15 protein-coding genes and 1 pseudogene are annotated in these 14771 nt (G+C 65.1%); 9 read left to right on the forward strand and 7 right to left on the reverse strand.

Annotated elements, in window-relative coordinates:
• Nucleotides 1-301: 301 nt before the first annotated feature.
• From ABXH26_RS17995 to ABXH26_RS18005, 3 genes are all read right to left on the reverse strand, one after another.
• Nucleotides 302-931 carry a DUF4272 domain-containing protein gene (locus tag ABXH26_RS17995; protein WP_353568491.1) on the reverse strand — a complete coding sequence of 210 codons (630 nt, stop codon included), beginning with the start codon at nt 929-931 and terminating at the stop codon, nt 302-304.
• Between the two features lie 151 nt (nt 932-1082).
• Nucleotides 1083-1382, reverse strand: coding sequence for a hypothetical protein (locus ABXH26_RS18000; RefSeq protein WP_353568492.1), 300 nt, complete (start codon nt 1380-1382; stop codon nt 1083-1085).
• 135 nt (nt 1383-1517) lie between these two features.
• Nucleotides 1518-1691, reverse strand: a complete 174-nt coding sequence (locus tag ABXH26_RS18005; protein WP_353568493.1) for a hypothetical protein — start codon at nt 1689-1691, stop codon at nt 1518-1520.
• Between the two features lie 1240 nt (nt 1692-2931).
• Between ABXH26_RS18005 and ABXH26_RS18010 the strand changes: the two are divergent.
• Nucleotides 2932-3033: pseudogene (locus ABXH26_RS18010) on the forward strand (hypothetical protein); the annotation flags it as partial.
• A gap of 185 nt (nt 3034-3218) precedes the next feature.
• Here ABXH26_RS18010 and ABXH26_RS18015 read toward each other — a convergent pair.
• Entirely contained in the window at nt 3219-3944 is a 726-nt protein-coding gene (locus tag ABXH26_RS18015; protein ID WP_353568494.1) for a TlyA family RNA methyltransferase, read from the reverse strand.
• 124 nt (nt 3945-4068) lie between these two features.
• Here ABXH26_RS18015 and ABXH26_RS18020 point away from each other — a divergent pair, with 124 nt between their 5' ends.
• The gene (locus ABXH26_RS18020) at nt 4069-5133 is read left to right on the forward strand and encodes a 3-deoxy-7-phosphoheptulonate synthase (RefSeq protein ID WP_353568495.1); all 1065 of its coding nucleotides are present in this window, start codon (nt 4069-4071) and stop codon (nt 5131-5133) included.
• A 2-nt stretch (nt 5134-5135) separates the two neighbouring features.
• On the opposite strand, the gene ABXH26_RS18025 is transcribed toward ABXH26_RS18020, so the two are convergent.
• The gene (locus tag ABXH26_RS18025) at nt 5136-5312 is read right to left on the reverse strand and encodes a hypothetical protein (RefSeq protein ID WP_353568496.1); all 177 of its coding nucleotides are present in this window, start codon (nt 5310-5312) and stop codon (nt 5136-5138) included.
• 125 nt (nt 5313-5437) lie between these two features.
• Nucleotides 5438-5986: a plasmid pRiA4b ORF-3 family protein gene (locus ABXH26_RS18030; RefSeq protein WP_353568497.1), complete on the reverse strand. Its 549-nt coding sequence runs from the start codon at nt 5984-5986 to the stop codon at nt 5438-5440.
• 123 nt (nt 5987-6109) lie between these two features.
• On the opposite strand from ABXH26_RS18030, the gene ABXH26_RS18035 reads away from it, so the two are divergent.
• The 7 genes from ABXH26_RS18035 (at nt 6110) to ABXH26_RS18065 (ending at nt 13664) form a co-directional block, all read left to right on the forward strand.
• Nucleotides 6110-7477: an MBL fold metallo-hydrolase gene (locus tag ABXH26_RS18035; protein ID WP_353568498.1), complete on the forward strand. Its 1368-nt coding sequence runs from the start codon at nt 6110-6112 to the stop codon at nt 7475-7477.
• Between the two features lie 70 nt (nt 7478-7547).
• Nucleotides 7548-10082 carry an AsmA-like C-terminal region-containing protein gene (locus ABXH26_RS18040; RefSeq protein ID WP_353568499.1) on the forward strand — a complete coding sequence of 845 codons (2535 nt, stop codon included), beginning with the start codon at nt 7548-7550 and terminating at the stop codon, nt 10080-10082.
• Between the two features lie 95 nt (nt 10083-10177).
• On the forward strand, nt 10178-10654 hold the full coding sequence (locus ABXH26_RS18045; protein WP_353568500.1) for an ElaB/YgaM/YqjD family protein: 477 nt from the start codon (nt 10178-10180) through the stop codon (nt 10652-10654).
• A gap of 27 nt (nt 10655-10681) precedes the next feature.
• Entirely contained in the window at nt 10682-11071 is a 390-nt protein-coding gene (locus ABXH26_RS18050) for a phage holin family protein (RefSeq protein ID WP_353568501.1), read from the forward strand.
• Nucleotides 11071-11436 (forward strand): hypothetical protein, encoded by a 366-nt coding sequence (locus tag ABXH26_RS18055; RefSeq protein WP_353568502.1) that lies wholly within the window; start codon nt 11071-11073, stop codon nt 11434-11436. Before ABXH26_RS18050 ends, ABXH26_RS18055 begins: the two co-directional genes overlap by 1 nt.
• An 11-nt stretch (nt 11437-11447) precedes the next feature.
• Complete coding sequence (locus tag ABXH26_RS18060) at nt 11448-12530, forward strand: type IV pilus twitching motility protein PilT (protein ID WP_353568503.1); 1083 nt, start codon at nt 11448-11450, stop codon at nt 12528-12530.
• 24 nt (nt 12531-12554) lie between these two features.
• On the forward strand, nt 12555-13664 hold the full coding sequence (locus tag ABXH26_RS18065; RefSeq protein ID WP_353568504.1) for a type IV pilus twitching motility protein PilT: 1110 nt from the start codon (nt 12555-12557) through the stop codon (nt 13662-13664).
• On the opposite strand, the gene ABXH26_RS18070 is transcribed toward ABXH26_RS18065, so the two are convergent.
• Nucleotides 13658-14680: a hypothetical protein gene (locus ABXH26_RS18070; protein ID WP_353568505.1), complete on the reverse strand. Its 1023-nt coding sequence runs from the start codon at nt 14678-14680 to the stop codon at nt 13658-13660. The genes ABXH26_RS18065 and ABXH26_RS18070 overlap by 7 nt on opposite strands.
• Nucleotides 14681-14771: the final 91 nt, after the last annotated feature.

The following is a 14771-nucleotide window of genomic DNA, read 5'->3' on the forward strand; positions in this document are numbered from 1 at the left end:
GTCGCCGTGATCTGGAAGCTGTGGGCGATCATGCACAACATCGGCAAGATCGTCCTCTACCGGCCCTCCTTCGGCACCGGCGGGGCCGTCGCCGGGTGAAAAGAGGTCCTATCCGTGCTCGTCAGGCTCCGCCAGACCCTACGATGGGCGTCATACTTAGCCGATCCGCTTCATTTCCGCCGATCCAGCCCCGAATCCTGCGAACCCCCCTCCTTCATCAACCGGATTCAGAAGCCCTGTTTTCAGGGGGCTTCGGGGGTTATCCGACGGTCTCGTTCGTTTCTTCTTTATTGTGGCGCGTCTATGTGTCCGAAGGCACTTCATCCCAGTCAGACTCAACGCCAATGACCCAATCGAGCGCCTTACGCCGTTCGCCGACGAAACCCTCAGGGACGATGAACTCGGTCCCTTCAAGCCTCGCGCTGCGCGCTGCCCAATGAATCCTGTAATGAAGATCCGCCTGCTCGTAGATTTCCACAAAGGGGCGTAGCCGCGCACTCTCAATGAAGGGTCGCGGATCCACGAAAGGACCGGGAAACTTGGTTGCAAGGTCGTCGTCACACCCGTCGAACACCTTCAAATCTGCAAGCCCAAGGCACCAAGCAAAGCTCTGCATGCACTCCACCTGCCATGTGGCATTGATCTTCTCTTGGTCAGTATGCTCGCCGCGACTAAACAAATCGCGCTCACGATCCGATGCGTAGGACATCAAGTCCCATCGATCAAGAGCCTCCGCGAGTGTTGGCGCGTGCCCTCCGAAACCGATTCCAATCACGTGGTTAAGGACTACGCAGCGCCTCGCGACATCGATTGCAGCAGGTGGTGACAAGTCGGCCTCCTCCTCGAGCGTTGGCAGATGATCAATCGTCGGGACATCCCACGAGCGAAGAATCTCGATGTTGGCTGCTTTTATTGCTTGGGGATCGACCATGGTGATTTTGTCACGATTGAGGTAGGGACGCCGGTCATCCGGCGCCCCCCTCGCAGATCCCGGCGTGCGGAACTACCGCACCGGGCTCCTCGGATGGACGCGCTTCGATTCCGCCACGCCGTTGGTTTCTGTTTCTGACTTCATCGTTTACTCATGCGCTCCCGGCTTGTCGAGCCTCCCGCCAGCTCCAGGGCAAGGGGGTTTCCACAATCCTCGGTCGCGGCATCCTCCACCGCTCCCACGCTTCGGCAAACTCCGCCCAGGTGAAACTGCGTCGCTGGCTGCGGCGGTTCCACCATTTGAAGGCCAAGCGCCGGACGTGATGCAGCAGTTGCCACAGACGCACCGAGTTGCCGAGCATCTGCCGGTCGAGCAGGCGGGCAAGCGACCGGAAGCGATGCTTCGGGTCTTTCGCCGCCTTGGTTTCCAGGGCGGACAGGGTGCTTGACACGCTTGATGGGAGGGTCGTCCGTCCTCTCGCGTGGGTGCTCTGTCCGCGTTGTCCATCCGCCCGCTCCTTTGCCATGGGATCGGCTTTCCCGTCTCGGACTACTATGGGCGGATCTGATTGACTGCGGATTGGGTTCTAGGCAGGCAGTCCATGTCCGCTTCGCTCCCATTCCCGGCGGCCCTGCATGTCGTCTCCAGTGAGTTGATCGACATGGAGCCGCTGGAGATAAATCGGGTCGGGCTGGGAGGTGGACTTGTTTTTCATGAAGGAATCCAGGCGGGTGACCAAGGACTGGATCAGGGCCTCCACCTTGGATCAAACTTGCGGGCCGTCCCTGCGCCCCTTCCGGGGCTTTGGTGGGTTGTGGGGGCGGGGTTCCACGGGGTGAACCCCGTGGCTACTGGCCTGCGCCCCGTTGGGGCTTTGGCAGAGGATATCTGCCACTCGGTGGGGAACGCGCGCCTACCTGGGGTCGAATGCGCACCTACTCTGGGTCGAACGCGCACCTACCCTGGATCGGACGCGCACCTACCCTGGGTCGGACGCGCACCTACCCGGGATCGAACAGCACCTACCCGGGATCGAACAGCACCTACCCGGGATCGAACACGCACCTACCTGGGGTCGAATGCGCACCTACCTGGGTCGAACAGCACCTACCCGGGATCGAACAGCACCTACCCGGGATCGAACACGCACCTACCCTGGGTCGAACGCGCACCTACCCTGGATCGAACGCGCACCTACCCGGGATCGAACAGCACCTACCCTGGATCGAACGCGCACCTACCCTGGATCGAATGCGCACCTACCTGGGGTCGAACGCGCACCTACCCTGGGTCGAACGCGCACCTACCTTGGATCGAACGCGCACCTGCCCGGGATCGAACACGCACCTACCTTGGATCGAACACGCACCTACCCGGGATCGAACACGCACCTACCCTGGGTCGAACGCGCACCTACCTGGGGTCGAATGCGCACCTACCTGGGGTCGAACGCGCACCTACCCTGGGTCGAGCACGCACCTACCCTGGGTCGAGCACGCACCTACCCTGGGTCGAGCACGCACCTACCCGTGATCGAATGCGGGCCTTCCCTACGCCCCTATCGGGGCTTGGTGGTGCGGGGGGGCGGGTTACCCAGGGGGTGAACCCCGTGGCTACTGGCCTGCGCCCCGTTGGGGCTTGGGAAGGGGTTTCCACGCGGCAGACCCCGTGGCTATTGGCCTGCGCCCCGTTGGGGCTTTTGAAGAGGAGATCGCCCAACTGGAGGGCGATGTTTGGGTCCTGGGGACGGGATGATTTCCGCGGGTGAGCCGGTGACTGATGGCCTGCCCCCCGTTGGGGCTTGGGAAGGGGTTTCCACGCGGCAGACCCCGTGGCTACTGGCCTGCGCCCCGTTGGGGCTTTTGGAGAGGAGATCGCCCAACTGGAGGGCGATGTTTGGGTCCTGGGGACGGGATGATTTCCGCCGGTGAGCCGGTGACTGATCGCCTGCGCCCCTGTTGGGGCTTTTGAACGGGAGAATGCCTTAATGGAGGGTGAACGTGCGAGCCGTCCTTCCGCAGGCCGCCTGTCGACAGACCATCCTTCGACAGACCGTCCTTCGACAGACCATCCTTCGACAGACCATCCTTCGACAGACCATCCTTCGACAGACCATCCTTCGACAGACCATCCTTCGACAGACCATCCTCCGACAGACCATCCTTCCGACAGGCCGTCCTTCGACAGACCGTCCTTCGACAGACCGTCCTCCGACAGGCCGTCCCTCGACAGGCCATCCCTCGACAGACCGTCTTTTGAAGGAGCCAGAAAGTTCCTCGGAAACGGCTCAGGCCAGCCAGGCGAGGAATTCGCGGTTGCCGTCGGTGCCGGTGATGGGGGAGTCGATGAGGCCGTTCCACTCGCGGTCCTGGTCGGCGACGAAGCGGCGGATCTTTTCCACCGCCCGCTCGTGCAGCTCCGGGTCGCGGACGATGCCGCCTTTTCCGATGTCCTCCCGCTGCAGCTCGAACTGCGGCTTGATGAGCGGGACGACGGAGCCGCCGGGCTTGAGGACGCCGAAGGCGGCGGGAAGGATCTTGGTGAGGGAGATGAAGGAGACGTCGATGACGATGAGGTCGACGCGCTCGCCGAGGTCGGCCTCGACCAGCCCGCGGGCGTTGAACTTTTCCTTCACCACGACGCGGGGGTCGCTGCGGATCTTCCAGGCGAGCTGGTTGGTGCCGACATCGATGGCGTGGACGCGCCGGGCGCCGCGCTGGAGGAGGCAGTCGGTGAAGCCGCCGGTGGAGGCGCCGATGTCGAGGCAGACAAGGCCCTGTGGGTCGAGGTGGAAGGCATCGAGCGCGCCCTCCATTTTCAGGCCGCCGCGGCCGACGTAGCGGGGCTTTTCCTTGAGTTCGAGCGGGAGGTCGTCGGCGACCTTGGTGCTGGGCTTGTCGAGGACGCGGTCGCCGCTGCGGACCTCGCCGGCGAGGACGAGGCGCTTGGCCTGTTCGCGGGTTTCGCACAGGCCGCGGGCGACGAGGAGGACATCGACGCGTTCTTTCGGCATGGGGAAAGAAGTTGCTGGCAGCCGGTAGCGGGTAGCAAGGGGGAAAATCCGGGCGGCTGGCGGAGTCCGATGCGCACGCCCTTGCTACTTGCACCTCGCTACCGGCTACTCTTTTCTCCCCCGCGTGACCCAGCACCGCACCGACGACCTGCGCATTTCCGGCCTGAATCCCCTGATTTCCCCGGCGGTGCTGAACTATTTCCTGCCGGTGACCGAGGAGATCTCCGAGGTGGTGGCCGCTTCGCGAAACGAGGCGGACGCGATCCTCAAGGGCGAGGACGACCGGCTGCTGGTGGTCATCGGGCCGTGCTCGATCCACGATCCGAAGGCGGCGATCGAATACGGCGAGCGTCTCAAGCCGCTGATCGAAAAGCATCGCGACGACCTGCAGATCATCATGCGGGTGTATTTCGAGAAACCGCGGACGACGGTTGGCTGGAAGGGCCTGATCAACGATCCGCATCTCGACGATTCCTTCGACATCAACCACGGCCTGCGCGTCGCCCGCGGGCTGCTGATCGACTTGGCGAAGATGGGAATTCCCGCCGGGACCGAGTTTCTCGACACCATCTCGCCTCAATACATCGCCGACCTGATCGCCTGGGGGGCGATCGGCGCACGGACGACCGAGAGCCAGGTCCACCGCGAGCTGGCGAGCGGCCTGTCGATGCCAGTGGGGTTCAAGAACGGCACGGGAGGCTCGATCCAACTGGCGCTCGACGCGATCCAGTCCGCCTCGCGACCGCACCATTTTCTCTCGGTCACGAAACAGGGCGTCTCGGCGATCGTTTCCACCACCGGGAACGACTCCTGCCACATCATCCTGCGCGGCGGGAAGAGCGGGCCGAACTACGAAAAGAAGGACGTCGACGAGGTGCTGGTGATGCTCAGCGAGCAGGACCTGCCGCCGCATGTGATGATCGACTGCTCGCACGGAAACTCGCGCAAGGACTACCGCAACCAGCCGCTGGTGGCGCAGAACCTGTGTCACCAGATCGCCGGCGGCTCGCGGGCGGTGGCGGCGGTGATGGTCGAATCCAATCTGGTGGAAGGAAACCAGAAGCTCGTCGCCGACCTGGAGGCGATGACCTACGGCCAGTCGGTGACCGATGCCTGCATCGGCTGGGACGACACGGTGGCCGTGCTGGACGACTTCGCCAAGGCCGTGCGGGCCCGGCGGGGCGCCTGAGATCAGGAGCGGTCGAGCGGGACCGGAGCCGGCTGGGGCAGCTTGACCTCGGCCGTGCGGGACTGGCGGATCTGGTCGCCCACGGTCTTGAGGGCGGCGATCAGGTAGGCGTTCAGGAAATACTCTTTCAGCAGGAGTTCGCGGGTTTCACCACCGGGCGTTTTACGGATCACTTTCATGGGTATCGTGCTTTTTGAAATGAAGGACACGGTTTTGGAAGCCGCATCCCTCCACCTCTCCGCACGCTGCGGACCAATTGCAACCGGAAGTCCGTCCGCCGGGGACCGCAAGACTGCGGACGCCGTCACCGCCGCTTGCGCTTCTTGGGCGGGGTGAAGTCGACTTTTTTCGGCTCGAAAGCCTCCGGATCGTAGCCCGGCTGGTCCCAGGCGATCTCGCCGGCGGACGCCTGCATGTACTGGAAAGCGCCGCCGAAATCCTCGGGCGGACAGGCCCGCTCGCCGCCGAGCACGGCCGGCGACTTGGCGTGTTCGGCGCGCTTTTCGATCACGATCTCGTGGATCCATTCCTCGGCGAAATCGTAGCGGTAGAGCAGGCGCAGCGGCAGCCGGCGGCGGCCGACGTAGTCTTTGATCGTAAGCTGCGCCTCGTCCTGGAATTCGCCACCGGGTGGGACCTGGTCGGCCAGGCCGACGGGCCCGATCACGTCGACCAGCCGCTTGCCCTTGCCGTGGCGGAACTCGTGCGGGTGCTTGTTTTCCCAGCCCATGGCGGCCTGGATCGCATCGTTGACTTGGGCGAAGGTGAAGTCGGCCGGCACGGCGATCCGGCGCCAGATTTTCGGCGTGATCTGATAGAGAAACACGTGCAGCTCGAAGGAGTCGGTGGCCATGGAAAAGGCTAGCCGCCGCGCGACGAGCGGCGCAACCCCGGAACGGAGCGGCGCGCGGCATCTTCGTGCGGTTACGCAATCGGGTTTCGACATTTCTCGAGCAGGGATCATGGTGCCGGCCCCATGCGTTTCCGGAGCCTTTGCCGCCACGCCGAAATCGGCGCCAATTCTTATGTCCTCGACTCGGGAGATGCCCGCGTCGTCCTCGATGCCGGGATGCACCCGAAACATGAGGCCTTCGAGGCGATCCCGCATTTCGAGCAGCTCGAGGATGGCAGCGTGGATGCGGTGGTGGTGACTCACGCGCACCTCGACCACATCGGCTCGCTGCCGGTGCTGCTGGAGCAGCAGCCGCAGGCGCGAACCTTCTTCACGCCCGCCGCGGCCGACCTCGGCTTTGCCATGCTGCACAATTCGGTGAACGTCATGCAGGCCAAGCGCACCGAGCTGGGCATCGCCGAGTATCCGCTTTTTTCCCACCGGCAGCTCGATGACATCGAGCGCACGATCGAGACCCGCGCCACCGAGCGCCCCTTCGACCTGGACCCGGACCGGGTGTTTCGCGCCACCTTCCACGATGCCGGCCACGTGCTCGGCTCGGTGGCGGTGACGCTGAAGGCGGACGGCCACACGCTGCTCTACAGCGGCGACGTGAATTTCGAGAACTCCACGCTGATCAAGGGCGCGCTGCTGCCCGAGGACCCGGTGGACACCCTGGTCATCGAGACCACCCGCGGCGACAGCCCGCGGCCGGACGGCTACTCGCGCGGCGACGAGGAGCGGCGCTTCGCCGACACCATCGCGGCCACCCTGAAAAGCGGCGGCGGCGTGCTGATCCCCGTGTTTGCCATGGGCAAGACGCAGGAGGTGCTGACCATGCTTCACCTCTTCAAGCGGCGGGGCTGGATTCCGATGCGGACGCCGATCGTGATCGGCGGGCTCTCGACGAAGATGACGGTGATCTACGACCGCTACGGCAAGGGCCTCACCCGCCGCACCGACGACGAATTCCGCATCCTCAAGGACATGGACCTGCGGGCCGGCACGCGGCGGCGGAAGGCCGCGATCGTGCCCGAGCCCGGGACCATCTTCTGCCTCTCCAGCGGCATGATGACGGAAAACACGGTCTCGAACGGCTTCGCCCGCTCCGGTTTCCTGGAGAACAAGAAGAACTCGCTGCTCTTCGTCGGCTACGCCGATCCGGAGTCGCCCGCCGGCTCGATCCGCGCCGCCGCGGCCGGGGAAACGGTGATCCTGGATCCGAAGCATCCGCCGGCGACGCTGCGGGCCAAGGTGGAGGTGTTCGATTTCTCCGGCCACGCGACCCGCGACGACCTGCTCGACTACATCCTGAAGGTGAAGCCCAGGCGCGCCTTCCTCGTTCACGGCGACCGCCCGGCGAGCGAGTGGTTCGCCCGCCAGCTGGCGGAAAAACTGCCCGCCACCGAGGCCATCATCCCCGAGCCCGGCGTCGACTACGAGCTGGGCTGAGCGAGTCCCCTCCCCCGGTGTTTCTTCCGGTTGCCGGAGGAGGCATCGCCGGGCATGATGCGTGAAACTCGTGAGACACATCCGCATCATCCACCGCCTGCGCACCTTTGGGGCGATCGTCGGATTTCTGGCCCTCGCCGGGCTGGTGGGGCTGATCGGCTGGGCGAACGAAACCGGGCTGCCGGACACGTGGCGGCAGGGCATCGCCGACGCGCTGGCCTCGCAGGGCATCCAGGCGGAGCTGGCGAGCCTGCGTTTCATCCCGTTCCGCGGCTTTGAGGCGGGCGAGGTGGTGATTTACTCGGATGCCTCGCACCAGCGGGTCGTCGGGCGGCTGGAGCGGCTGCTGTTCGATCTCGACCGCTCGCGGCTGACGCACGGCGATTTCCAAATCGAGCGGCTCAACCTTTCCGGCGCGCGTTTTTCGCTGGCGGCCGATCCGCTGGATCCGGATTCGGAAAGACTGGACGTCACCGATCTGAGCGGCCGGGTGGAGTTCTCCGGGCCGCACTCGATCTCGATCAGCCGGGCCAGCGGCATGATCCACGGGGTGCGGCTGGACGCGAACTGCCGGCTGGACCTGTTCCGCTCCCCCGGCATGACCACCCCGGAGGAAGAGGACCTTGCCCGCCAGGAGCGACGGAAGATCCTGCTCGGCGTCATCCACACGCTCGAGGCCTTCGATTTCGATCCCTCGAATCCCCCACGGATCCGGCTGGAGGTGCGGGGCGACCTCGAGGATCCCGCCAGCCTGCGGGCCTCCCTGAACCTGCGCGCCAGCCAGCTGCAAGCGCGCGATCTGCTGCTGCGGGAGGTGGACCTGCGCGGCGAGCTGCGCGGCCCGGCGCTGGTTCTCCACCAAGGCAGCATCGTGGCCGGGAACGGCGACCTCACGGGAGATGCGGAGTACGACCTGCTGGATCAGTCCGGGCGTTTCAATCTCCGCTCCACCCTGGACATTCCGGCGCTGGTGCGGCAGCTGAGGCTGCCCCTGCCGGAAGCGCTGCCGAGTTTTTCCGAGCCGCCGGTGATCGAGGCCAAGGGCGACTTCCGCCGCCGCGACGGGAAGTGGGACTACAGCGTGATCGGGCATGCGACCTTTTTCGATCCCGACTTCGAAGGCATCCGTGTCGACGAGCTTTCGTCATCGTTCGCCTGGAACGGCACGGACCTCCTGCTCGAGGACCTGCACGTGCTGGAGGGCGAGGGCGAACTGACCGGGCGCATCTACGTCCAACCCGATCTGATCCGCTACGCTGCCACCAGCACGCTGCCCCTGGGGCTGTGGCAGCGGAGCATTTCCTTCGAGCCACTGCGCACGATCCTCAACGATTTTTCCGGCGGGCCGGACTTGCGCCAGAAGGTGGTCTTCAAGGGCCACGCCCACCCCCATCAATCCCATGACTGGTCGTTCGAAGGAACGGCCGAGGCCCATGGGATTTCCTTCCGCGGAGTGCCGACGCGGGAGGCCCGGGTGGATCTGGACCTCAACGGCAAGCGCCTCGATTTCAATCAGGGCAAGGTGGTTTTCAACTACGACGACTATCCGCTGAAACGACGTCACGGCGGCCCGGACACCGGCTCCGCGACGGTGGACCAGATTCGCTACGACGACGTGGCGAAGACCGTGGAAATCCATGGCGTGCGGGGCGACGTGTGGCCGGCACCGGTGGTGCGGACCTTTGCCCCGGAGGTGGCGGATCACCTTGAGGCTTACGGTTTTCACGGAACTCCGCGGCTCGAGGCGGACGGAGTGGTCGGGGTGCTGGGAGAAGAGGCCAAGACCGACCTGACCGTGCGCTTCTCCACCGCGGGCAAGCTGGACTACGACTTTCTGGACGAGCGGCTGGCCCTCGACGAGCCGAAGGGCCTGGTCCGGGTGCTGCCGGACAAGGTCTTGATCGAGGACCTGTCTTTCGGGGCGCTGGGCGGTCGTGCCCGGGCATCGCTGTCGAGCCGCGCCGGGCCGCCGGAAACGCTGTCGGGCGCGATCGACTGGACCGAGCTCGACCTTGAGGAAATCGGCAAGGCGTATCACTTCAAGAACGAGTTTCCCGGCGTGATCACGGGCCGGGCCGACTTCACTCTGAAAGGCGGGGAGGTGGCGGGCCTGGACGGCGGCGGGCACGTGGCGCTGGAGCAGGCGCAGCTGTTCGACGTGCCGATCCTCGGGCCGCTGTCGCCGGTGATCGCTGCGGTGCTGGGCAACCGCAAGGCGGGCTTCCAGGAAGCCAAGTCCGCATTCTTTTCGTTCGACATCCAGGACGGCGTGCTGCGCAGCAATGATTTCCTGACCACCACCCGGTCGCTCGTTTTCACCGGAGACGGGATGGCGGACCTGAACAAGCTGACGCTGGACATGACGGTGCGCATGAATGCGCGCGGGCTGTTCGGCATGATCACGCTGCCGCTGAAGCCCTTCTACGGCCTGTTCCAGTTCCGCGGAACGGGTCCCTTCGACGATCCGAAGTGGGACAACGTGATGTTCACCTCGCCGCCCGACGAGCAGAATGAAAAGTTGCTGACCCCTCCGCGGGCGCGGCCGGTCGACCAGCCGTCGGCGGTCCCGCCAAGGGCGAAACTCCCCACCCACCGGCGCCGATAAACGCTGGTGGAGTCACGTCTTGCGTCCTGCAGGCATCAGTGCCAGCTTGCGGGTGGAACGACGTCCGAATTTCCTAACCTCAACACGATCTCCCCATGTCCGAAAACTTTCCGGAATCGCTCGACCCCAATGCGGGTTTCTCCACCGTGCCGGCCGCCGCGCCGGCCAATCCGTCCGTTTCCAAGGCCGCCAACGACCTTCGGGACGCGGCGGGTCATCTTCGGGATACGGTTAGCGACAAAGCCAGGACCTTCGCCCACGAGCAGTCCAGCCATGCGCGGGACGCAGCCGAGCGGGCGAAGGAATCCGCCCAGCAGTTCCGCGACCAAGCCATGAAGAAGGCGCAGGCGCTCAAGTCGGCCGCCTCCGAACGCGCCAACCAGTTCCGCTCGGTGGCGGGCGATCGCGCCACCCAGTTCCGCTCCGTCGCCGACGAGCAGTGGGAACAGACCCGGGACCGCGCCAAGGAACTCCACGTTTCGGCCGAGGACTACATCCGCCAGCATCCGACCAAGTGCGTGCTCGGTGCCCTGGGCGTGGGTTTCCTCGTCGGTCTCATCACCCGCCGCTGACCTCCGTCCGCAGTGCCCGCCCCTCGCATGAGCGAGCCTCCCCATGAGTCGGAATCCGACGGCTGGAAAGCCGTCGTGCACGAATTCGTCGACGCTCGCCTCGGCCTCATCAAGCTTGAGGCCCGCGAGGCCGGCCGGGAGGCCGCACGCCGCACGGCGATCGCCGTCGTGATCGCCGGCGCCGCGCTGGCCGCGTGGGCGCTGACGCTTGCCGGGGTCATCGGCTGGATCGCAAGATCGGCTGGCTGGCCATGGTTCTTCGTCGCCCTCGGCGCGGCGGTCCTCCATCTCCTGATTGCCGGCATCGGCGCCCTGCTCCTGCGCCAAGGCAGCGCCTTGTTTCCCCTCACCCGCTCCGAACTCTCCAAAGACCGCGAATGGCTTCAAACGCTGAAAAACGAGAAGTCGGGGAACTGATGCGCCGGATCGAGGCGTCCCGTCGGTCGCTCGGGACGGAGGTCCAGTCGCTGAAGTCCAAGCTCCACGCGCCCTCGCGGGTCGTATCGAGGGTCCGTAAAACCGCGAAGCGCCAGCCCTTGGCCTTGATCGGCGGCACGGTGGGCGCAGGCTTCCTGCTCAGCCGGCTGCGGCGGCGGAAACCAAAAATGGAGAAACGAAAACGCGGAGTGGTGGGTTTTCTGCTCGGGGCGCTGTTCGCGGCCCTGAAACCGACCTTGATGCGGCTGCTCACCAGCCAGGTCCGCCGCAGCCTCATCCACTACATGAAGCACCGCCGCCTTGCCCTGCCCGGCCCCGCTCCGGCGACCGATCGATTTTCATAAAAAACCGACTCATGTCCGAACACCAAGTGCTCGATCACGTGGACCAGTATCTCCGCCTGGGGCGGGAATATAGCTGCTCCGATATCCACCTGCCCACCACCTATCCGCCCGCCTGGCGCCGCTTTGGCCAGCTCCAGCCGATCTGGGACGATCACCCGCCGCTCACCGCGGACGATACCGAACGGCTGGCCCGTTCCTTCCTCGAGGAGCGCGAGTGGAACCGCCTTCAGGAAAAGGGCGACGTCGATTTCGCCTACGCCAACAACGAAGGCCGCTTCCGGGCCTCGGTGGTCAAGCAGCGCCTCGGCTACGACATGGTGTTCCGGATCATCGATTCCGAAATCCGCGACATCGAAACCCTCGGCTTGCCGCTGGAGCACCTCAAGCCCCTCACCCGCTATCACAACGGCCTGATCCTCGTGACCGGCGCGGTCGGCTCGGGCAAGTCCACCACGCTAGCGGCCCTCGTTGATTTCATCAACGCCGATCGCGAAGACCACATCCTGACTCTGGAGGACCCGATCGAATACGTCTTCGAATCCAAGGGCTGCCACGTCAACCAGCGGGAAGTCCACCTCCACACCGAGTCCTTCGCCAAGGCCCTGCGCGGTGCCCTGCGGGAGGACCCGGACGTGATCATGGTCGGTGAAATGCGCGACCTGGAGACCATCCAGCTCGCCCTCACCGCGGCGGAAACCGGGCACCTGGTGCTCGGCACCCTCCACACCGGCAACGCGCCCCGGACGCTCGACCGGATTCTCGACGTGTTCCCGACCGACCAACGCGACCAGATCCGGATCATGGTTTCCGAATCCCTCCGCGGCGTGCTTTCCCAGCAGCTCGTCCCCCGCGCTGATGGCCAAGGCCGGGCACTCGCCCTCGAATTGCTCGTCAACACGCCGGCCGTCGCCAACTCGATCCGCGAAGGCAAGACCTTCATGCTCCCGGGCGTGATGCAGACCGGCAAGAACGTCGGCATGATCACCATGGATGAATCCCTGCGCCAACTCTACGTCAAGGGCCTGATCACCCAGGAGGAGGCCTACTACCGCGCCGAGGACAAACACTACATGGCTTCCTTTTTCGAATCCTGATTCGCCACCCGAACCGACACCATCATGGCTGAAATCGACCGACTTTTCCAATACCTCGTCGACTCCGGGGGCTCCGACCTCCACCTCTCCGAGGGCCAACCGCCGAAGACCCGCGTCCACGGCGCCGTCACCCCGATCCCGGACGAACCGGTGCTCGAGCACGACGTGATCCACCGCATGCTCGAGGAAATCTGCGAGCCCCATGCTTACAAGATGTATCTCGAATCCGGCGATCTCGACTTCGCCTACGAGATGGATGAGGAATCGCGCTTCCGCTGCAACTATCTCAAGCAGAAGAACGGCCTCGCCGCCGTGTTCCGGCTGATCCCGACGGAGATCATGTCGATGGAGCAGCTCGGCGTGCCGGAGGTCGTGAAACGCTTCGCCCAGATCCGCTCGGGACTGATCCTGGTGACCGGCCCGACCGGCTCCGGCAAGTCAACCACGCTGGCGGCGATCCTCGACTACATCAACACGAACTACAACCGGCACATGATCACGATCGAGGAGCCGATCGAGTTCGTGCACGGCAACAAGAACTCCATCATCACCCAGCGCGAGGTGCCGATCCAGACACCATCCTTCGCTGACGGCCTGCGGGCCGCCCTGCGGGAGGATGCCGACATCGTCCTCGTCGGCGAGATGCGGGACCTGGAAACCATTTCCCTGGCACTGACCGCGGCCGAGACCGGTCTGCTCGTCTTCGGCACGCTGCACACCAACAACGCGCGCAAGACGGTCGACCGGATCATCGACGTGTTTCCCGCCGACCAGCAATCGCAGGTCCGCACCATGCTCGCCGCCTCGCTGCGCGGCGTGCTGGCGCAGCTGCTGTGCAAGCGCGTCGACAAGCCGGGGCGCGTCGCCGTCCACGAGATCATGTTCGCCACGCCCGCCGTCTCGGCGATCATCCGGGAAGGTGCCACCCAGAAGCTCTACGACGTCATCACCGGCGGCAAGGGCGAGGGCATGCAGTTCATGGACGAGTCCATCTGGCAAAAGCTCCAAGCCGGCATGATCTCTCCCCAGGAAGCCTACATGAAGGCCATCGACAAGACGCGCTTCAAGCCGCTGCTGCCGAAAGAGCTCGCCCACCTCGGTGATGCCTCGGGCGAAAGCCCGGTCGGTCACTGAGCGTCCTGCTGCTCCCCTTCTCCCGTCCTCCCCGGCTGCCCGGCCGCGGAGGACTCATGGTTTTCCGGGGAAACGCCCGGCCGGGGAACATTCGGGCGTGGCGCCACCATCCCCACCGGCGCCTTGGGCGTCACGTCGGCATAGATCCCCACCAGCGCCATGCCGATGAGGCCCACCAGGCCCGCCCGTCCCAGGGTCATCGCCGTGGTCATGCCGACCACGAAGGGCGTGAAAAACAGCAGCCCGACGACCATGAAGCTCGGCTTCACCTCGAAGGCATGCACCACCAGCCTCAGCCGCGATCTTGCCAGGCCGAGGCCCATGCACGCGAAACAAAAGACGGCGGCCAGGGCATTGAGGTGCCACATCACCCCGGCACCGTCACCCCCCGTCGCGGCGCTGCCCCCGAGGGTGATCCCGCCCGCTGCCGCGGCCGAGCCGACGAACAGCAGCATGATCCCGACCCGTGCTGCGAGCCCGCTGAACGACGAGGCCCCGATGGCGCCCGCGCTGAGCACCGCGGAAAGGCCCAGCACCGAGAGCGTGCAGGCCATGTCGCGCACCAGCTCGACCCCGCCGATCTGGTAGCGCACCAGCACGTAGGGCAGCAGGGAAAACAGCGTGAGCACCGAGAGCGACCACAAAGAGATGAACTTTCCGCGGACCACGGTCCACCGCCTGAGCTTGGTCAGCAGGAGCAGCTCGTGATTTCCCTCCTCCAGCTCCTGGCCCATCAGCACCAGCCCGGCCAGCGGCATGATCACGCCGCAGATCGCGGAAATCACGATCCACAAGGGCCCGGATGCCACCAGCAAGGCCAGGTTCATCATCCCCACCGGACCCACGTTCATCTGCATGGCACCCGTTTGAAACTCCATCACCACCGCCCCCACCGCCAAGGCATGGACCGCCAGAAAGGGGATGATGAAGCTTCCCCGCCGCAGGTTCTGCCGCAGCTCCTTGACCAACATCGAACCGAAGCGGTCGGGCAGGTCGTGGGTCATCACTCCAGTCATGCCCGCATGTTTCCCCCGCCCCCCTGCCACGGCAAGAAACAAGCGGCTGCCGCAGCCAAATCGGGTTTGTCAACGCCGCCTCGTCACGGTA

This window comes from Haloferula sargassicola, from assembly GCF_040362925.1.
GTDB classification, from domain to species: domain Bacteria; phylum Verrucomicrobiota; class Verrucomicrobiia; order Verrucomicrobiales; family Akkermansiaceae; genus Haloferula; species Haloferula sargassicola.